Genomic DNA, 18,873 nt, shown 5'->3' on the forward strand with positions numbered 1-18,873 from the left:
TTAAGATCAATGTTGGCACAAAGTCTTAATCCCATAATATCAGGGAAAATTTGAATATATTAAAAAAGAAAACCCACCGTGGTGGTGGGTTCGAAGGGGGGGGGATTAGTTGTAATTTTGAGGAAGTTCCCATAATGCTTCTGTCTTTAGACGCAATTTTTTTTGATTTTCCTTGAGACTATTCTCAATTTCCTTTATTAGTTTATGTTGTTTTACTATTTGATCTTTAACCTCTTCAGGAGGATTCGGGATCTCAATATTCAAAAACATTTCATCAGGAATACTGCGTCGTCTCTCTACACTGCCTTGCATTTTACTTTTGTATATTTTTCTTAGAGAATTAGATCTCAAAATCAAATCCAAATATTCTACATTAACTTCTCGTTTTAATCTAAAGATTTTGTATGCTGGGCTTACGGCAGCAGCATCGTAATATTTTTGAAATCCTAGAACACCTTCATCTATAGGGAACCCCATTACAAGTTCATTTTTAAAAACCTTTTTATACCCAGAAATATCAGAACTTGCGACTCGTTTTTTAAATTTCTCATGCTGATCAATTAAGCCATGTTCCATAGTGATACTCATAATAGGTATATTTGTATCCTCTCCCACTTTGACTTTGCCAGACAAGGATAGGAGTTCTTTTAGTTTTATAGTTGGGAATTTTGATTTTATATGTGAATTACTATAGTGAGCATAATTATAAATATAATCATTGCTTCTGATTAATTCTGGATTAACTTTTAAGAAACCTAATTCATTATAATATTTATCAAAGTCGCTCTTATTTAAATCAGCAAAATCTAAATTTTTTAAATCATTTTCGTCAATTTTTCTACGGAAAGAATCTAAACTTAGGCCATCATTTGTCACATTGTAGTAAAAAACGTCAGAATTTGTTCTACCATTATGACAGTTGGTAAAGTAGAGTATATTGGTTTTAACTTTTGCATATGGCAGAAAAACTTCTTTTGGAAGTGAAACTACTGCTTTTAGTTGGGCGTTTTCAAATAAATACTTCCTTACTGGGGCTAAAGCGGCTTTAAAAAGAAAGCCTTCAGGTACTACTAATGCCATTCGCCCTCCTTTTTTTGTTGCTTTAAAGCAATGTAGAACACATACTCCATCACCATCGTTTTTAGCTAACTTATTCTCATATAAGTGAGAATAAGAAGTTTTTTGAGAAAATGGCATGTTGGTTATAACCACATCATATTCAGATTCAATAGGGTTTTGAAGTGTGTCTATCTGGCAAATTCCACTATGCCCATCCCCATGCAGAATCATATTCATTTTTGCGAGTTTTGCATTTGAGGTAATTTCTCTTCCAAAAATAGTATTATGTTTAAGCTTGATTTCTTCACTACTATTGTTTGCAATTAAAGTGTTATCTTTTATATGATCAAATGCCTCTGTTAAAAAACCACCTGTCCCACAAAAAGGGTCATAGATCTTTTCACCATATTTAGGGTTGACTAAGTTAACAATGGTTTTAGTTATGTGACGTGGAGTAAAATATTCTCCTAAGTCATTATTAGTTGCTGTAGCTTGCTGTAAGAAATACTCAAAAGCATCTCCTTTAATATCGGTATCTATTGATGAGAGTTTTAACTTATCCAACTCTTTGATCATCTCTTTAACAGCAACAGGGTTGGTTAGCTGTAAATTTGTAAAAACAGAAGCACCATATTGTCTATCAATATCTTGTAGTATGTTATTAGTTGTATTAATTAGCAAATCATTATCGAGACTTTTGAGAGAATTCCAAATACCTGTATTAGCATTCTCTGTATACAATTTTAAAAAAAGAATGTTTGCAAATTCTGAAAGCCTTTCTATACCAGCTCTTAAACCTTCACCTCTTAGTGAGTTATTTAACTTCTTGAAAACATTAATTAACTCTTTGCGAGAGACTAAAATTTCTTTAGGTGTAATATAAATACCATTTGTTTCCTGCAATATGAACTCTTTAGCTTCATTTACTCTTATTAATTCATTAACCTCATTTTCATCAATAAATAATGGTTTTTGGGTATACAAATGCCGTGTTTCGCAGAAACCATTATTCATTGCAAATATCAAAGGTGCATCAAGCATTTCAGCATATTCGGTTGCCTGATCCAGTGCTTTTGTTAAGCTTTTTCCACCTGATTTCGTTTCAATTACACCGATTGGCCGCTTATTTTGTGAATCGAAAAGAACATAATCGGGTCTTTTTTTACTTTTCTTGAGAAACTCATTATTAACAATTCTTAAGATATCTGATTCAAAAAAGACATTTTTGTTTGGATCTTGAATGTCCAAGATCCAGCCCTTGTTAATCAAATTATTGTTAACAATAAAACGTGTATCTTGCTCAATATTAGACATATTGCATAATCCCAATATCTACTATAAAAACTATTGGCAATCTACACATTACACACTAAAACATCAATAAATATTGCTATCTAATAAGTGATATACCCCACATTTAAAAGACTGTGTCGGGTTCACAGTTTATTAATCTTTGGTTTTATTAATCTTTTGCCCAAGCTTTCCTTCTTTTACCAACTGCACGACCTGCTCATTAGTAAGCACAGGAATAAAGACTTTGTCGCCAATATCTTTAGAAAGAATCTTCACTTCTTCGGCTGTTAGCACCAAAGCTTCACCATGTTTCGCAGCATCATTGATGCGAGCAATAATCTGGTTGATTGGTCGTTTTGAATTGTCCATAAGTCTTCCTGTGATTAATGCGAATAAGGATGTTCTTGTCTATGCTGACTTGGCGGCACGATATCTGTAATAGCGGTAATACTTTCAACCTCGTCCATTTCAAAGAAAAATCGCTCACCACCATTCACAGAAAGCAAACTTAAAACCCCACCATTGATGCCGACAAATTCTTTAATTGTGCATCTTCCATCCTTCAAGCATACCTGAACAAACTCATTTGGCACAAGATCTGCATCAGGGTCGCATACAACATACCAGCCATTACGAATTGCTGGAAACATTGAGTCGCCAGTGCCTTTAATGCCATAGGCTCTTGGTCCTGCTGAGTGAGTTGGAACATACCCATCTCCAGCATTGCCTTCATAACCCATATCTGTGAAATAGCCATCCATGCCCATCTTGGAGTAAGCTTTTACAGGAACCCAACGCTTAGATGATGGGATAAACGGTTTTTCGATAATTGTTGAAAATAAAAGTGCTTCATCACTATCACTAATATTGTATTTCTTTTTAAATTTCTCGATATCAAGTTGCTTAAATTTATCCTTAGTGCTTGTTTGAATCTCTCCTGTTCCAGATGCTAGCCATGAAGGATTAACATTCAAAAATTTTGAAGCACGTAATAAATTTTCTCCTTCCATTGTTTTGGATTTACCAGATAGCCAATCACTCACAGAAGGAGGTTTTACTCCGACTGCACGAGCAAGTTCGACACCTTTGATCTTTTTAGGTGGCAATACTTCCATGGCATATCTAAGTCGTTCAGCAAGAGTGTTCATACAACTATCCTCACAATGTTAGGAAATCCTAACATAAATAAAATTAGGTATTCCTATTGATTTAATATAAGGAATGCCTAATAATTAAAGAAAAATTAGGAGCACGTTATGAATGACGCACAACTTATAGACAAGCTAGGTGGTGTCACAGCGGTAGCAAGACTTCTGGGGATTGCTCCGTCATCAGTTAGTGGATGGAAAGCTATTCCCCTTGATAGAAAAATCAGGTTAGCAGTTATTGCTGAAGATCTTGGTTTAACAACACGAAAAGAGCTTTTCCCTGATAACTATCAAGATATTTGGATTGAACTTCGTCCCCAGACGACAAAATGTAGAAACCTTGGATCATTAACCGCTTAGGACCTTACCTATGAGCAAAGTATCAAATGAATTGCCTGCAAGCGCTAGCAATAACGAGTCGCTCATATTGCAAGCACTTAACGCTAGCAATCAAAGACAAGTAGCAGAGATGATAAATGTCGATGCAAGCATCCTTTCACGGATGAAAACAGAAAAGAAATCAAATGGATGGACTGAGATTGAGTTTATTAGCTTTTTGTTGACAGCCATTGGTTTGAAGGTTGTGCAAGAAAGTGATGTGTATTGCTCACCTGAAATTGCAGAAGCAACGCGAGTTTATTTAGCACATGCATTCACTTCACCTGAATACATGCGGATTTTATTCAAATAAAAAACCACTACCTGCTGTAACAGGAGTGGTTTATAGGCATTCAGTCGAGATGAATCAAATGAATAAAACTAATTTATCAAATCAAACAACCGAACGCAACCAGCCAGAATTTTTAGTGGGTGACGTTGTAGTACTTACTAAAGAGTGCCGTACTTTCAAATCAAATGATTTGTTTGAAGTTAAAAACAAAACTTTGACTAGTTTATGGACCATCAAATCAGAGAATCATTTGATTCTGGTTTCTTCAAAAGAAATCCGCACAGCAACAGTTGCAGAACTTAATGCCAAACGCCGACTAACAAGCGCTGAGCAAGCATTAGCGGAGGTGTCATGAACAGCTTTACACACCAAATCAAAGATTCTCGCCAGCAAAGTGAAATCCAATCTTTCTATGAGCCTGCATTGCGAGTACTTGGCCACCTATTTGAGGTGAAAAAGCAAAATTTACGCAACAAAGGGTATGACGAAAATAATGCGGCGGTAACCAAAGTTGAATTTTCAGAGGCTATGGCTCGTCAATTTCGCATAACGCAGTGGTTAGCACAACAGATTGTAACCAGCTTAACCAAAGCGTGTTTGGTTGATTCGTTTGGTGGCTATGTTAAGCCAAAGGATGGTGAAAAGTGAGATATGCAGCAAGAAGAAAACAGGATATTTCCGTTTCCACCACACCGCTAGAGGTGGTAATTCCACTGGAACAACCAGTAAAGATCTATTCGGCTAAAGAATTAGCAGCCATGCCGCTTTCAGTTATGAATGCCGCAATTGAGGCTCAGGAAAGATTTTATCAACTTGAAGAATTAACTCATATGGGGGGGCAGGCTATAGCAGTTCGCCGTCTCATGGAGGATGGGCACAAACTAATTCAGGTGAAAGAAAAGTCTCGTATTCGCTACAAAATCAACAACGAATTTATTCCTCCAAGAATTATTCGTCAGTTGGAAATGCGCGGTCTTGTAAAATTAGGAGCAGTCACTGATGTATAAATATCTCCACCATATCAGCGACTTTATGGTTGCTACAGCGCACCTTAGCCCAGTTGAAGAGTGCTTTTATCGCCGTGCTCTCGATTTTTATTATTTGAATGAAAAACCATTACCCAAAGAAACCCAGTCGGTTTTTCGTCGGTTACGTGCAAATACCCAAGAAGAAAGGGATGCAGTATTAATTGTGCTGCAAGAGTTTTTTGTGGAAGAGGAAGACGGGTTTCACAACAAACGTTGTGATTCAGAAATCGCCGCTTATCAAAAAGTAGGGGATAAAAATCGTGAAAATGGTAAGAAAGGTGGGCGTCCACGTAAGGAAAAACCAAAAGAAAACCAAAGTGAAGGCGACTCGGTTAATTCTGAAAACCCACAAAAACCCAGTGGGTTAATTTTGGGTTCTGAAAGTGAAAGCCAAAAAAACCTTAACCATAAACCGTTAACCGATAACCAATATATAGATAGTAGTAGTAATGCGCGTGAAGAAAATTCGCAATTTACACCAATCCAATTTGCTCAGTATCAGATCGATGATCACAAGCGTTACTCAATGCGTGAATTCATTTCTGAATACAGCGAGTTTCAATACGATTTCATCTCACTTGCTCAACAAAGATTTGTTTCTGTACCTGAAATCGACTTGAGAACCATGATTCAAAATTTCGGTGACTGGTACTTTGCAAACGAATCAAGTTCGTTGAATACACCAAGCATCTGGTTGGTTAAGTGGTTCTCTTGGGTTCAAAACAACGAGAAACAAGTTGCTGCAAACCGCAAGAAACAAGAGCAAATCAATTCAGCTGGTCAAAAACCACAAGAGTCGGGTTACTTCGCTAATCTTTTTGAAGAACAGAGCGAATCTCAAATCGTGGATGTAACCCCAGCAAAAAAGTTTCCAATGATTGAGGAGGTAGGTCATGCATGAGATTACCTTGAACGAAGTGCGTCAATTAATCGCTTCTCTTCGCACTGTTTACGCTGCTCAGTTCAATAAGCAATTTCCAGCAACAGGCGAAAGTGCAATTCCTCTGTCAGTGGTTGAGCAAATCGCACTTAAAACACTGGTTGGCGTTCAACAAAACCAATTTAACAACGCACTTGGTCGTTTACTTACAGCAGGTGGACGCTTTATGCCGTCATTTGCCGAGTTTCGCACCTGGTGTATCGGTGAAAGTTGGATGTCTCCAGAAGAAGCTTGGTCTCGCGCATGTAAGTTTACAACTGACCGTTCCGTGGTTATTACCCAAATCACTAAGTACGCCTTAGACGAGGTTATGTATTTGATCGAAGCCGGCCAAATGCGAGCAGCTCAAGATAATTTCTTCGGGACCTACAACGTGATGGTTGCTAAAGCTCAGTTAAAAGGCCGTCAGCAAGAGTTTTACACTCCACCGCTACAACTAGAACACAAAGAACCTAAACACGTTCCTGTGAGCAATGACGAGGCTCAAAAGCATCTCAAATCATTGATGGAAAGATTAAAAATCAATGGTCGTAAACCTGCACCAGTACAAAAACTTCAGGCAAAAGAAAAAGAGCCTGAGCTTGCAAAGGAATTAGGTCCAGATCCTTTCGATAATCCGCAGGAATACGCAGAGATGTGCCGCCGTGAAGGTATGCCTATTCCAAGAAATATTCTGCAGTTAATTGAAGGGGCGAATGCATGAAAGCATCTAAATTGATTAGAGATAAAGGACTGCAATACGCGAAGGAAATCGTAGATTCAGCACCTTCTAACGCAACTGAATGGAATGAAGGTTTCGAGTTCCAATGTGGTCAAAGTGTAGAGATTAGCAAGGCTGATCGAGAAAAGTATTTTGTAGACATTTCCGAACTCAAGCGCCTGCTGGAATCGATTGATCAAATTAATGCGTTTGATGGCGGTATTAAAGAAGCTAAAGAGATTCTAAGCCGCATCAATAAAAATGGCAGCAAGTACGCGACATTATTTGAAAGACCTGCATTAGAGCAAGCCATCCGCGACCACGAATCAATATACGGAGGCGGTCATGTTTGAACAAATATTAAAACACCGCCCTAAAGGTGCGACACATTGGCAGGCTGGATATTACTACAACAGTGATGAATGTGGGATTTGGTCTATTTGGGAAAACGGGAAGTGGCATGGAGATTTTAAATTTCCAGATGGTGTTATGACTAAGTTGCCAGAGGAAAAGGAGCCAGTCATGAGTGAGTTTGAGGGTAAATCTGGAAAGTGGGCTTGGGAGATTCAAAAAGAACAACAAGCGAATTTAGTTGAGCTAAGAAGTTCAATTGAAAACCTAGTTCAAAAGTATAAACACGATGCTCATGCTTCAAGCCTTTTTGGCGATCAAGATAAAGCACGAGTTTATAACTGCTTTGCTAATCAGTTGAAAAATTTGCTGAAAGGTGGTGCTTGATGTCATCAGTCAGCATTGCTGAATACCGCAAGTTATTTCCGATAAAGAAAAATAAAAAGCGGCGTTCAGCAAAGCAAGTTGCCAGACAACCAAGTGTGGGTGAAATGGTTCTGGCAACGCATTTAAGAGCATGCAAGATTGGTTTTGAACAGGAATATAAGTTCCATCCTGAACGTAAATGGAGAGCAGATTTTTTAATAACGGGCACAAAGATTTTGATTGAGGTAGAAGGCGGGATCTGGAGCGGAGGCCGTCACACAAGAGGCAAGGGCTATATAGGGGATATGGAGAAATACAACTCCGCAGCAATGATGGGTTTTACAGTTTTACGGTTCAGCACAGAACAAGTTAAGTCCGGTATGGCATTAAAGCAAATTGAATTATTAATTAAGGGTAAATAGGAAGGCGATTATGTTAGTTGAAAAGTTTGATTTTATTGAGTTACTTCGCCTTGCTATCGCTCAAGGCAAAGCTGAAGGAAAGAAAATTTCGAAAGATGTGGTTTTAGGTGAATTAGCGCTATTATCACCAGCTGCAAAGCTTTGGGCCACTGTCTTGATTGAAAAGGTTGATTTTGAGCGAATCGCAATAATTACCCCTGCACAAAAACAAACTGAAACTTTTTACAGTAAGTATGACTTTAATTTTCAAACCGAACGCCGTATTGAAGATATACCGGGTAAGGTTGAATTCGTTCGTGGTGAGATTAAGTCTGGTAATTTTTTCCGAGCGCGAAATAAATTAGCCGTAAAGATTCATGAAGAAATGGTAAAGAGAAAATTTACACCAACTAATGCTCAAGGTGATCTTACTAATCTAGCAAAGGGTATGGCTGAGATTATTTTGCGTGGCCATGTTTTTGTTAAGGCTATGTGTGGTGCATGCCAAGGAATTGGTAAAATTGAAACTTTTAATGCAAAGGGGTTTCCTGAGGGGGCAAAGTTTTGCGAAAAATGTAATGGGACTGGTAAGCGCCCATATACATTGAACGAAAAAATGAAAATTGCAGGTATTGTTGCCACTAAGACTGCTTACATAAAAAGCTATCAGAAATTCGAGCTATTTGGAGAATCTATTGTTGCAGAATGGGAAAATGAAATTAGATCGCGTATTTCTCGCTCATTCCGTTTTGAACTTCCTGAAACCCAAGAAACTTGTGCTTGACAGTTGGGTATACACTTGAGTATAAAGATTTCTAAAATGGGCGAAATGTAAAGTAATCGCCAGAATGAATTTAAGAGCTCGCCAAAAAGGTGGGCTTTTTTCATTTCTGTGGTATAAAAATATCTCCAATAATAAGGGGATAGAAATGAGGATTATTACTTTAAAAGATATTGAGAGTGGTGAGGAAATCAAAGTTCAAGAAATAGATGATTCTAAAGATACTCAAAGCATTGATGGATATATAACAAGAGTTATTAAAACTAAATGGATTTATTTAGATGGCGGTGCTGATGTTCCCCATAATTTTCACGAAGATTTAAGAAATGCGAATTTAAAGAGTCCAATCGGAAATGGTCATATAGTTGTTGATATTCAATATGTCAGTTGAAAATTAGCCGAGCGTATTACGGCACAAACAGGCCCCGCTAAATATCGATTATTGGCGGGGCTTTTTCTTTTTGGAGTATGTATGACTGAATTTCAAAAAATCACAAATGAGATTAGACAGCTCCAAATAGAGCTAAATCACATAGGCAGTTGCACAACCAAAGGCCTAACAGAAGAAGAGATCGCTCACTTAGATGAGCGATTTTTTTTGGCCATAGCAAAGCAAAATAAATTAATTGCACGTCTCAACAATAAGCCAGAAGGCTTCTTATAAGAGGCTATTGGTATGGATGACAAAGAGTACTTTTGGCTAACACGGAAAAAAGAACCTAAAACTAAACCTAAAAGCCGGCCATTGCCTAAGGCGAAGCAAAAATATCTCGAGGCTGAGGCAACACTTAAGGAAGAGCTTGAGGATTTGGCGATTGGATTTGAAAGTAAGTTTCAGCCGATCCATACCAAACACTGGCGCTTTGATTTTCATATAGTGAAATTGCGTTTGCTCATTGAAATTGAGGGTGGTCCCTGGTCTGGTGGGCGTGGTGGAAAGCTGTCAAATAAAGCATGGAGTCTTGATCGATATGATCATGCTGAAGAGATGGGTTACAAAATAGAGCGCTTTCATCCAGATTCTATTTTGTCGGGATATGTCATCAACTGGATAAAAAGTGAGTTAGCGAGAATTGAAGATGGAGCAAATAAGACCATTTCCACCGACTGATTTTATTGATCAAGCTGAAGAAGAGGAAGCAATTCGTTTAATACCTGCATCAGATTTAAAAAAATGGGTTATTGCAAATTACTTAACGATTGGCGGACCTCTTCACAACCCGGATCATGACCATATTGCAGAGCTACTTCACGACAATGAAGAATTTTTAGCATTTGCATGGGCTTCTTCTGCATATAAAAGCAAGCAAGCTATGGTATTAGGCCAGTGCGAGAAAGTAATGTTTAACGTCGGTGGTTGGCGTAAAGCAAGACAAGAGCAACAGATGCGCGACTGGTTTGGTTTTGTACCAACATATTTAATAACGGTCGATGCATCTTTCTGTGAGCGTGCAAACGATACAGAGTTCTGTTACTTGCTTGAACATGAGCTTTATCACATTGGTGTGATGAAAGACGAAGATGGCGAAATCATTTATAGCGATAGTACGGGGCTGCCTAAACATTACCTAGCTGGTCACGATGTAGAAGAATTTGTTGGCGTGGTTAAACGGTGGGGACCGAGCAAAAATGTTAAGCGACTTATTGAAGTCGCAAAAAATCCTCCGTTTGTTTCGAATCTTGATATTTCAAAATGCTGCGGAAACTGCGTAATCAATTGAGCCTTTTGGCTCTTTTTTTTGTCCTGTTTGCTGTACGTAGCTGTACGAAGGGGAATTTATGGCAGCACTAAAAGAGCCTGTGAAAATATTTATAGTTCAGTCTCTTGCTTGCCGTGATACACCTCAGGAAGTGGTGGAAAACGTCAAACAAGAGTTTGATGTGGAAATTAGCCGAAGCCAGTGCCAAGCATATGACCCAACCAAATATTCAGGCCGTAATTTAAGCCAAAAATATGTTGAGCTTTTTGAATCAACCAGAGAGAAATTTGATGAAGGCTTAATTGATATTCCTATTGCTAATAAGTACTACCGTCTGAAGCAATACCAAAGACAGCTTGATAGAACTAGAAACGTTAAAACAGCGCTAAAAATTCTAGAACAAGCTGCAAAAGATATTGGTGGACAATTTACTAATCGCCAAGAAATTACAGGCAAAGACGGCGGACCAGTCCAAACAGTTAATTCAGAAATTCCAGTTCCAATGGAAGATTACTTAAAAGCGCGGAGGGAAGTCTTAGATGAGTACTGATGCGGCTCGGGATAAAGCCATCCGGATCGAGGCGCAAGAAGATTTATATTTCTTCACAAGGTACATGTTTAAGGAGCGCCGTGGTTATAAATGGATGCAAAATTGGCACCACTTAGAAATCTGCGAAGCTTTAATGAAAGTTTATCGCGGAGAGATAAAGCGGTTAATTATTAACGTTCCACCACGATATTCTAAAACTGAAATTGCTGTAATTAACTTCATGGCTTGGTGTTTTGGTAAGAATCCAGACTGTGAGTTTATTCATATCAGTTACTCGGCAATGCTTGCCGCAAATAATGCCTTCCAAATACGAACCCTTGTGCAAGAAGAGGCGTATAGAAAAGTCTTTCCCGAGCTTACATTGCGTGATGATAGTAAGGCTAAAGACTTCTGGAGAACTTCCCAAGGTGGTGTCTGCTATGCGACTGGTACAGGCGGCACGATTACCGGTTTTGGTGCAGGAAAACTTCGTAAAGGCTTTGGCGGCTGCATTATTATTGATGACCCGCACAAAGCACATGAAGCTTCATCAAAAACTATTCGAGAAGGGGTAATTGATTGGTTTCAGAACACACTCGAATCGCGTACTAACTCGCCAGATACGCCGATCATTGTGATTATGCAGCGACTTCATGAAGATGATTTAGCTGGATGGTTGCTAGGTGATAGAAAAGACGGCGTTCCTGTAGCTGGTGGTAACGGTGAAGTGTGGGAGCATCTATGTCTTTCAGCTATTCAGGAAGACGGATCCGCACTGTGGCCAGCAAAACACAATATCCAAAAATTGAGACTAATGGAGCAAGCGGCACCGTATGTATTTGCCGGGCAGTACCGACAAATGCCATCACCGCCAGCAGGCGGTTTTTTTAAGCCCGACAATATTCAAATTGTTGATGCTTTGCCTGCGGATGTATTGAAACAAGTTAGGGCATGGGATTTTGGCGCTACAGAGAATGAAGGCGACTTTACAGCAGGTGTGCGAGAAGCTCTTGGTGCAGATGGTTTTACTTACATTGTCGATGTTACAAGAGGACAACTTGGTCCAGACAATGTAAATAAACGCTTAAAGCAAACCACTGAGCTTGATGGAAAAAACGTAACTGTTCGAATTCCTCAGGATCCTGGTCAAGCAGGGAAATCTCAAGCTCTGGCATTTACAAAACTTCTCAGTGGCTATCATGTGGTTGCAAAACCAGTATCGGGTGACAAGCTTACACGGGCACAACCATTTGCGGCCCAAGTTAACGTGGGAAATGTACGTATGCTCAAAGGTGAATGGAATAAGGATTTTATTGATGAGCTTCGTCATTTTCCTAATGGCACACATGACGACCAAGTGGATGCAGCTTCAGATGCGTTTAATGAATTACATGAAGGTTTTGAGACCTTCTTTGCCAAAATGGGATTTGCTCGATGAGTGACGTAACTTTTAAGCATGCAGAGTATGTTAAAAACGTAGGACTCTGGCAAAAAATTGATGATGTGTGTGATGGTGAAGACGCTGTAAAAGAACAGCGAGAGAAGTACTTACCGAAACCTAACGCACATGACAAAACACCAGAAAATGATGCTGCTTACGCTGCTTATCTAACTCGTGCAGTGTTTTATGAGGTAACAGGGACCACTTTAAATAGTTTGGTAGGTGCAGCATTTGCAACGGATCCAAGCTTTAAGTTTACACCTGAACTGGAGCATTTAGAGCGAAATGCTAATGGTGCTGGATTAAGTGCTTATCAGTTGGCTCAGACTGGTATCCGGCATTTATTGAAGCACTATCGTTGCGCTCTATATGTGGATTATCCAGACGTAATTCCGGCTAGAAATTTAAAGGAACACAAAGAGCAAAACTCTTATCCGATGATTCATTTATTGAATGCCGTTGATGTAATTAATTGGGATTCAATGATGGTTGGGAACCAGAAAAAACTCTGCTTAGTTGTCATACGTGAAGTTGTTTCTACCCGTGGAAGTGACGGATTTAGTAAAGAGGATCGTGAACAATTCAGGGTTTTGCGTTTAGAGCCAGATGAAAACGGTGAATTTGCTTACTCTGTTCAGATATATACCAAAAACGACAAGGGCGAATATGAAGGAGGGCCTAAAAAGTTTCCAACTGATCATAGCGGTAGAACTTGGTCTTATATTCCATTTACTTTTGTCGGCGCGGTAGATAATTCTGAAGAAATTAAGAAACCTCCATTACTCGCATTAGCTAATCTAAATTTAGCTCATTATCGTGACAGTGCGGACTTTCAAGAGTCCGTTTTTTATATGGGGCAACCTCAATACTATGTTAGCGGTGTGAACTGGCAATGGTTCGATGAGGCAAAAGCTCGAGGCATTTACGTTGGAGCGAAGGTGCTTTTACCATTGCCTGAAAATGGCAAACTCGGCATTGAACAAGCAAACCCTAATACTCTGTCACGTGAAGCAATGAAAGATAAGTGGAATCAAATGAAAGAATTAGGCGCACGCTTAATTGAAAAGGGTTCTGCTGCTAAAACAGCCACAGAAGCTAACAATGATGATGCTGTACAGCATTCCGTTTTATCACTATGTGTCGTGAACATGAATGAAGCCTTGTCTATGGCTTTGCGATGGTGTGCCAAATACGTAATAGCTAATGTTGATGCTCTTAATAAAGATGACCTGATGTTCGAAATCAGTCAAGAATTTAACAAACAGGGTTATTTAGCTGAGTTAGCTCGACAGTTATTTGAAGCAGCTCTACAAGGCCGATCTTCATTTAAATCGTGGTGGGAATACAACCAAACAGGTATGTTCCCTAAACAAAAATATGAAGACGAGCTACAGAATGTCGAAGCAGAGCAAGATGGAACTTTAAATCAAAGGTAGAGTGAGATGGCAACAGATATCAAAAAACTATTTGAAGCACTCACTCAGCACCAGGCCTACCTTTATCGTGCTTCGTCAAAAACGGTAAATGAGCTTTTAGATTTATTCAATGATGATACGAGCAAGATGTTATCTAAGCTTCGGGATTTATTGGATGAGCTTAATGAGTCGGAGAAAGTTGCTTTAGCAGGTGGTAAATATACAACTTCAAATCTCAGGGAAATTAAAGATTTGATTGCCCAGTGGTTTGCTAGTGTTAATTTAGCATTACCTGAAGCTTTTGCCGTTTCAGCTACGGCACTGGCTGTTTATGAGGCCAATTACGTAGCTAAGCTCTATGGAGCAAAGATTAATAAGCCTGATGGGGGAAAACTATTTTTATCCGCTAAAAAAGTTCCGTTGGCAGGTGGCGCTCTTGTCGATGATCTGCTTTCAAGAATTGCTGAAAGTGCCCGTCAAAAGGTTGAGTATGCAATTCGAGATGGTATTAATTCAGGCAAAACTAACCAAGAAATTGTTCAGCGCATTCGTGGTACCAAACGGCTTAATTATGAGGACGGCATTTTAAATGGTACCAAGACGGATATTGAGCGTACCGTAAGAACTGTACGGAGCCATGTAGCCAATCAAGCATATCTAAATAGCTTTAACCAAATTGGCTTTGAATATGTCCGATTTGTTAGCGTTTTAGATGGACGAACTTCTAAGCTTTGCGCTTCATTAGATGGTTCAGTGTGGGAGATTAATGATCCTGCAAAGCGTGTACCGCCGTTACATCCTAACTGTCGTAGTATCTTGGTTCCGGTCGAGAAGGACGGTCAACTTGTAGGCGAACGGCCATTTGTAATGGACGAACGTCGAGTTAAAGACATCCCGAAAGATGAGCGGAGCCAATTAATAGGGCAATTGGATGCCAACACCACTTTTAAAGAGTTTTTCAAAAAGACAGATGATTTCTTTCAAAGAGAATGGTTGGGGCCGAAACGTTTCAAGCTCTATAAGGAAGGAAAATTTGATTTTGATAAGTTCTTCGATCCAGATGGGCGGTTATATACATTGGACCAACTTCGAAAGTTGGATGAGCAAACCTTTAAGGAGTTGGGCTTATGAGTGAGTCAAGACATTTAGTGCTAAAGCGTCACCCTACTTTGAAAGGTTATCTGGTTATTTGTGATGAAGAAACTGGACAACCTCTAGCTGGACAAAGAGCAGTACAGATGAATTCTGATGCCTTAAATGGACCCGCAACAATTACTGTAACTTTTGAAGCATATGGTGCTCATGGTGTTCGCTTAGTGAGTGATGCACCAAGGCCAAATCAAACAAAGGAAATGTAGCGAAAGGTATTACAAATGTCTGAAAAGCAAATCACTATGTCAGATGCTCAATATATTCTGAGCACAAAATTAATTCTGGTGCCATTTCTTCAAATTAAGATTTCAAGAGCCATGGCAATTTATGGTTTTACTTTTGAAAGATTAAAAGCAATTGCACTCATCAATTAGAACTTAATTTTTAACCTTAGCACCTTCGGGTGCTTTTTTTGTGAGAAGAAAATGATCAAAGAAGTAACAGAGCAAGAGTTAGCTGAAAAGTCTGTGGCACCCCGAGTAACTAAAGCGCAAATTGATTCATTGATGGAGCGTGTTACATATACGGTTGAGCAACGCCCCGGAGGCACAACTTCTACTTTTGTCCATGCATTTTTAGATGGAAAGTTTTTTCTAGCAACGGGTTTTAGTGCATGTGTGAATGCTGAAAACTTTGATGCTGAAATTGGTGAGCGTATGGCTCGTGGAAATGCAGAAAAGTCAGCCGAAAATAAACTTTGGGAGCTAGAAGGCTACCGTTTATTTGCAACAAATTTCTAAGTTTTTAATCGAAATTAAGCGTCCTAAAGGGCGCTTTTTTATTGCCTGCTGAAAGCGGAAGCAAACAGCGTAACGAGTGGAAACTCAATAACTAAAGGTGGAAACCTATGAAACTTAAAACAGTAACTATTGAAGGTAAGTCTTACGCAGTAATCAATGAACAGGGCCATCCTGTTTATATTCATGATGATGGAAAGGAAGTCGGTTTTGATGCACCACGTGCGATTTCAAAAATTGATGAGCTGGGGACTGAGGCTAAAAACCATCGTCTAGCTAAAGAACAAGCGGAAGCAAGTTTAAAAGCATTTGAAGGGATTGATGATCCGGCTGCGGCCAAGAAGGCAATTGAAACTTTAAAAAACTTTGATGACAAAAAACTTGTTGATGCAGGTGAAGTCGAAAAGGTTAAAGCGGAAGCTATTAAAGCTGTTGAAGAAAAATACGCGCCTATCGTTAAGGAGCGTGATGAATATCAAGCCCAACTGCATAACGAACTTATTGGAGGTGGCTTTGCTCGTTCTAAGTACATTCAAGAAAACCTCTCTGTACCGGCTGACATGATCCAAGCTCAATTCGGTAAAAACTTCAAAATCGAAGAAGGCAAAGTCATCGCATACGGGGCAGATGGTCAAAAAATCTTTTCACGCGTTCGACCTGGTGAAGTGGCTGATTTCGATGAGGCATTAGAAAGCTTGATCAGTGGATATCAGTTTAAAGATTTAATTCTCAAACCAAGCCAAGCTAGCGGGGGCGGTTTTCAAGGGAAAGGCGGTCAAGGCGGCGTAACTGCCAAATCATTAGCTGATTGCAAAACTGATGCTGAAAAAATTGCATACCTCAAGCAAGTCGGCGAACAGAACTAATTTAGGAGATATTTCCCATGCCTTTTGATTTACAGGTATTTAATAAACAAACTTATGTTTCAATGACTGAAACAGTTTCTCAAGACGTTAATAAATTTAATGAAGCTTCACAAGGTACTATCGTACTTCTTAATGAACCATTTAATGGTGACTTTGACTTAAAGGCTTCTTTTAAGGCCATTCAAGGTCTTGTACGCCGTCGTAATGCATATGGAAGTGGAACAGTAGCATCCAAGCGGCTTGAACAAATGCTTGATGTAGCAGTGAAGGTGGCTGCAGGTACACCTCCAATTGAATATGAAGTTCAGCAATATCATTGGATTCTTCAAAATCCTGAAATGGCAGCATTAACTATTGGTGAGCAACTAGGTAAAGCTAAAATCGCTGATATGTTAAATGCTGGTATTCTTGGTACTGTTTCAGCAATTTCTGGTAATACGGTTGCAGTGGAAGGGGATGGAACTGCAGATCCAAGCTTCCGTTTGTTAAATCGAGGTGCTGGCCGTATGGGTGATCGTTCAGGGGCTTTACGTTCTTGGATTGTTCATTCAACAACTATTCACAACCTTTACGATAATGCTTTGGCCAACACTGAACGTTTATTCCATTATGATGGTGTAAACGTTATTCGTGACCCATTTGGCCGTGTGTTTGTAATTACAGATTCACCAGCCTTAGTAGCTGAAAATGCTGGTACAACATATTACAACTCTTTAGGTTTAGTTGAAGAAGCTATCGTTATCAAAGATAACAAAGACTTTAATGCGGAATTAGTACCAACTACTGGTGGTGAGAACCTTAAATATACTTATCAAGCCGAATGGACTTATGGGGTTGGTGTCAAGGGTTACGCATGGGATATGGCTAATGGTGGCAAATCTCCTAATGATGCATCAATTGGCACACCTACGAACTGGGATTTGATTGCAAGTTCAATTAAAGACACCGCAGGCGTTCTGGTTAAATCTAAATAATTTCATAGCCCCTTTTTAGGGGCTTTTTCTTTGGAAAGATGAAATGAAAGCAAAGTCAAAAAAAATCTATTTTACTAATGATTTCTCTGCATCAAATGTGAATAAGCTTCAGCGTGATGGCTGGGTATTACGAAATGCTCGTTTAGCTGCTGCAGACACATCTATTGAGGTGGCAGATGAATATGGTGGTGATGTGCCAAGTCACTATAAAAATGCTTCTGGAGCATTGGCAACTGTAAATTTAGCTGTAGGAATTACACCAGAACTTCAAGCTGTGATTGATGATGCAAAAGCAGAATGTGAAAAGGTAGTTGAAGAAAACACTCAGCTTAAACAGAAAGTCGCAATCTTAGAGCAGGCTGGTGGTAACCAGTCAGAGTTGTTGTCGGAGAATTCACGTTTAAAGGATGCAGCAGTCTTAGCAGATAAAGCTCTCAAAGATGCTGAAGCTCAAGTAGTCGGTATAAAAACTGAATTTGACGCATTTAAAAACGATATTCCCGCAATGCAAGCACGTATTGCTGAATTGGAAACTGGAAAAGCTGAAGAAAAGCCAGCTACAGAAACGGCAGCTAATGATTTTGAAAACTGGTCAAATGATCAATTAAAAGAGTATTTGGCCAGTAAAGATATTGGCTACAAACCATCTGCAACCAAAGCAGAACTCCTTAAATTAATCCCGAAGGAATAATGAAATGAGCTTTATTACTGTAGATGACGCAAATTCAATTTTGGGCAGCGATTTTGCACCAGACAGTGATAAAGCTCGTCTGGTTCAACTTGCAAATGTTTGGCTGAAAAACAAAATAGGTTTTGTGCCAGATCCAATTGATCCACTTCTTAAAGATGCTGCATGTGAAATTATCAAAGGAATTCTGGCCAAAGTAATTTATAACGGCAAAGAGCAGTTGCTTAAACGAAAGAAAGTTAAAGCTGATTCAGTCGAATCTGAAAAAGAGTATCAAGAAGGTACTGAAGCGATTTCTAGCTTTGAACAGATAGCAATTGATTATATTGATTCGCTTGATTTGAAAGATCCAAATGCAAGTTTTAATGGCTTTGGCATACCACTTTACAGGGCATGATATGGGCTTACGTGACGAAATTCAGGCAGACATTGCTGAAGCATTTAATGATGATTTAGCGGACGCCGTTCATACCTTTACATGTGAGCGGATTTCAAAAACGAATTGGGATCCTAAAACTGAAACGTATGTTGAAGTTAAAGAAAACTATTATGGCCGAGGCGTTCTGTTTGGTTCTTACAGTCAATATGAGATCCAAACACTTGGAGTACTGGCCACGGATAAAAAGGCGACCGT

Annotated in this window: 29 protein-coding genes and 1 pseudogene; 27 read left to right on the forward strand and 3 right to left on the reverse strand. The window is 39.2% G+C overall.

Features of this window, described 5'->3' with window-relative positions; genetic code table 11:
• Nucleotides 1-105: 105 nt before the first annotated feature.
• The 3 genes from G9371_RS18555 to G9371_RS18565 all read right to left on the reverse strand — a co-directional run bounded on the left by G9371_RS18555 (nucleotide 106) and on the right by G9371_RS18565 (nucleotide 3,500).
• A complete protein-coding gene (locus G9371_RS18555; protein WP_000065151.1) occupies nucleotides 106-2,373 on the reverse strand; it encodes an N-6 DNA methylase in 2,268 nt (755 codons plus the stop codon).
• A 132-nt stretch (nucleotides 2,374-2,505) separates the two neighbouring features.
• Nucleotides 2,506-2,721 carry a hypothetical protein gene (locus G9371_RS18560; protein ID WP_000370483.1) on the reverse strand — a complete coding sequence of 72 codons (216 nt, stop codon included), beginning with the start codon at nucleotides 2,719-2,721 and terminating at the stop codon, nucleotides 2,506-2,508.
• Nucleotides 2,722-2,735: 14 nt separating this feature from the next.
• Nucleotides 2,736-3,500 carry a LexA family transcriptional regulator gene (locus G9371_RS18565; RefSeq protein WP_001093666.1) on the reverse strand — a complete coding sequence of 255 codons (765 nt, stop codon included), beginning with the start codon at nucleotides 3,498-3,500 and terminating at the stop codon, nucleotides 2,736-2,738.
• A 108-nt stretch (nucleotides 3,501-3,608) separates the two neighbouring features.
• Here G9371_RS18565 and G9371_RS18570 point away from each other — a divergent pair, with 108 nt between their 5' ends.
• The 27 genes and pseudogenes from G9371_RS18570 to G9371_RS18700 form a co-directional block, all read left to right on the forward strand.
• The gene (locus tag G9371_RS18570; protein ID WP_000996058.1) at nucleotides 3,609-3,860 is read left to right on the forward strand and encodes a Cro/CI family transcriptional regulator; all 252 of its coding nucleotides are present in this window, start codon (nucleotides 3,609-3,611) and stop codon (nucleotides 3,858-3,860) included.
• A gap of 10 nt (nucleotides 3,861-3,870) precedes the next feature.
• On the forward strand, nucleotides 3,871-4,191 hold the full coding sequence (locus G9371_RS18575) for a hypothetical protein (protein WP_000049332.1): 321 nt from the start codon (nucleotides 3,871-3,873) through the stop codon (nucleotides 4,189-4,191).
• Nucleotides 4,192-4,240: 49 nt separating this feature from the next.
• Complete coding sequence (locus G9371_RS18580; protein WP_001072910.1) at nucleotides 4,241-4,525, forward strand: hypothetical protein; 285 nt, start codon at nucleotides 4,241-4,243, stop codon at nucleotides 4,523-4,525.
• Entirely contained in the window at nucleotides 4,522-4,818 is a 297-nt protein-coding gene (locus tag G9371_RS18585) for a hypothetical protein (protein ID WP_001084132.1), read from the forward strand. Before G9371_RS18580 ends, G9371_RS18585 begins: the two co-directional genes overlap by 4 nt.
• Nucleotides 4,815-5,177: a hypothetical protein gene (locus tag G9371_RS18590; RefSeq protein ID WP_001267985.1), complete on the forward strand. Its 363-nt coding sequence runs from the start codon at nucleotides 4,815-4,817 to the stop codon at nucleotides 5,175-5,177. Before G9371_RS18585 ends, G9371_RS18590 begins: the two co-directional genes overlap by 4 nt.
• Nucleotides 5,170-6,099 carry a YdaU family protein gene (locus G9371_RS18595; protein WP_000280079.1) on the forward strand — a complete coding sequence of 310 codons (930 nt, stop codon included), beginning with the start codon at nucleotides 5,170-5,172 and terminating at the stop codon, nucleotides 6,097-6,099. The genes G9371_RS18590 and G9371_RS18595 overlap by 8 nt, the downstream gene beginning before the upstream one ends.
• Complete coding sequence (locus tag G9371_RS18600; protein WP_165471294.1) at nucleotides 6,092-6,841, forward strand: hypothetical protein; 750 nt, start codon at nucleotides 6,092-6,094, stop codon at nucleotides 6,839-6,841. Before G9371_RS18595 ends, G9371_RS18600 begins: the two co-directional genes overlap by 8 nt.
• The gene (locus G9371_RS18605) at nucleotides 6,838-7,191 is read left to right on the forward strand and encodes a hypothetical protein (protein WP_000647822.1); all 354 of its coding nucleotides are present in this window, start codon (nucleotides 6,838-6,840) and stop codon (nucleotides 7,189-7,191) included. Before G9371_RS18600 ends, G9371_RS18605 begins: the two co-directional genes overlap by 4 nt.
• Nucleotides 7,184-7,576: a hypothetical protein gene (locus G9371_RS18610; RefSeq protein ID WP_000462876.1), complete on the forward strand. Its 393-nt coding sequence runs from the start codon at nucleotides 7,184-7,186 to the stop codon at nucleotides 7,574-7,576. Before G9371_RS18605 ends, G9371_RS18610 begins: the two co-directional genes overlap by 8 nt.
• Entirely contained in the window at nucleotides 7,576-7,977 is a 402-nt protein-coding gene (locus tag G9371_RS18615) for a DUF559 domain-containing protein (protein ID WP_031978227.1), read from the forward strand. Before G9371_RS18610 ends, G9371_RS18615 begins: the two co-directional genes overlap by 1 nt.
• Nucleotides 7,978-7,987: 10 nt before the next feature.
• On the forward strand, nucleotides 7,988-8,740 hold the full coding sequence (locus G9371_RS18620) for a hypothetical protein (RefSeq protein WP_104914906.1): 753 nt from the start codon (nucleotides 7,988-7,990) through the stop codon (nucleotides 8,738-8,740).
• A gap of 64 nt (nucleotides 8,741-8,804) precedes the next feature.
• Nucleotides 8,805-9,128 carry a hypothetical protein gene (locus G9371_RS18625; RefSeq protein ID WP_227564781.1) on the forward strand — a complete coding sequence of 108 codons (324 nt, stop codon included), beginning with the start codon at nucleotides 8,805-8,807 and terminating at the stop codon, nucleotides 9,126-9,128.
• Nucleotides 9,129-9,209: 81 nt separating this feature from the next.
• On the forward strand, nucleotides 9,210-9,401 hold the full coding sequence (locus G9371_RS18630) for a hypothetical protein (protein WP_104914907.1): 192 nt from the start codon (nucleotides 9,210-9,212) through the stop codon (nucleotides 9,399-9,401).
• Between the two features lie 12 nt (nucleotides 9,402-9,413).
• Nucleotides 9,414-9,848: a hypothetical protein gene (locus G9371_RS18635; protein ID WP_057049512.1), complete on the forward strand. Its 435-nt coding sequence runs from the start codon at nucleotides 9,414-9,416 to the stop codon at nucleotides 9,846-9,848.
• Complete coding sequence (locus tag G9371_RS18640; RefSeq protein ID WP_114229282.1) at nucleotides 9,817-10,458, forward strand: putative metallopeptidase; 642 nt, start codon at nucleotides 9,817-9,819, stop codon at nucleotides 10,456-10,458. Before G9371_RS18635 ends, G9371_RS18640 begins: the two co-directional genes overlap by 32 nt.
• A gap of 58 nt (nucleotides 10,459-10,516) precedes the next feature.
• On the forward strand, nucleotides 10,517-10,987 hold the full coding sequence (locus tag G9371_RS18645; protein WP_165471295.1) for a DUF2280 domain-containing protein: 471 nt from the start codon (nucleotides 10,517-10,519) through the stop codon (nucleotides 10,985-10,987).
• The gene (gene terL, locus G9371_RS18650; protein WP_165471296.1) at nucleotides 10,977-12,404 is read left to right on the forward strand and encodes a phage terminase large subunit; all 1,428 of its coding nucleotides are present in this window, start codon (nucleotides 10,977-10,979) and stop codon (nucleotides 12,402-12,404) included. The genes G9371_RS18645 and terL overlap by 11 nt, the downstream gene beginning before the upstream one ends.
• Nucleotides 12,401-13,843 carry a DUF4055 domain-containing protein gene (locus G9371_RS18655; RefSeq protein WP_165471297.1) on the forward strand — a complete coding sequence of 481 codons (1,443 nt, stop codon included), beginning with the start codon at nucleotides 12,401-12,403 and terminating at the stop codon, nucleotides 13,841-13,843. Before terL ends, G9371_RS18655 begins: the two co-directional genes overlap by 4 nt.
• A gap of 6 nt (nucleotides 13,844-13,849) precedes the next feature.
• Entirely contained in the window at nucleotides 13,850-14,953 is a 1,104-nt protein-coding gene (locus tag G9371_RS18660; protein WP_165471298.1) for a minor capsid protein, read from the forward strand.
• Nucleotides 14,950-15,180 (forward strand): hypothetical protein, encoded by a 231-nt coding sequence (locus tag G9371_RS18665; protein ID WP_000004552.1) that lies wholly within the window; start codon nucleotides 14,950-14,952, stop codon nucleotides 15,178-15,180. Before G9371_RS18660 ends, G9371_RS18665 begins: the two co-directional genes overlap by 4 nt.
• Nucleotides 15,181-15,195: 15 nt before the next feature.
• Complete coding sequence (locus tag G9371_RS18670; protein ID WP_001291453.1) at nucleotides 15,196-15,348, forward strand: hypothetical protein; 153 nt, start codon at nucleotides 15,196-15,198, stop codon at nucleotides 15,346-15,348.
• Nucleotides 15,349-15,399: 51 nt separating this feature from the next.
• A complete protein-coding gene (locus G9371_RS18675) occupies nucleotides 15,400-15,714 on the forward strand; it encodes a Gp49 family protein (RefSeq protein ID WP_000589036.1) in 315 nt (104 codons plus the stop codon).
• 107 nt (nucleotides 15,715-15,821) lie between these two features.
• Nucleotides 15,822-16,577 (forward strand): DUF6651 domain-containing protein, encoded by a 756-nt coding sequence (locus tag G9371_RS18680; RefSeq protein ID WP_165471299.1) that lies wholly within the window; start codon nucleotides 15,822-15,824, stop codon nucleotides 16,575-16,577.
• A 17-nt stretch (nucleotides 16,578-16,594) separates the two neighbouring features.
• Nucleotides 16,595-17,551, forward strand: coding sequence for a major capsid protein (locus G9371_RS18685; RefSeq protein ID WP_165471300.1), 957 nt, complete (start codon nucleotides 16,595-16,597; stop codon nucleotides 17,549-17,551).
• 43 nt (nucleotides 17,552-17,594) lie between these two features.
• Nucleotides 17,595-18,242: an Ish1 domain-containing protein gene (locus tag G9371_RS18690; protein WP_165471301.1), complete on the forward strand. Its 648-nt coding sequence runs from the start codon at nucleotides 17,595-17,597 to the stop codon at nucleotides 18,240-18,242.
• A gap of 4 nt (nucleotides 18,243-18,246) precedes the next feature.
• On the forward strand, nucleotides 18,247-18,636 hold the full coding sequence (locus G9371_RS18695; protein ID WP_140991217.1) for a hypothetical protein: 390 nt from the start codon (nucleotides 18,247-18,249) through the stop codon (nucleotides 18,634-18,636).
• 1 nt (nucleotide 18,637) lies between these two features.
• A pseudogene (locus G9371_RS18700) lies at nucleotides 18,638-18,873 on the forward strand (glutamate 5-kinase); the annotation flags it as partial.

Origin of the sequence: Acinetobacter sp. EKM10A, from assembly GCF_011075215.1 — a bacterium.
Lineage (GTDB): Bacteria > Pseudomonadota > Gammaproteobacteria > Pseudomonadales > Moraxellaceae > Acinetobacter > Acinetobacter baumannii.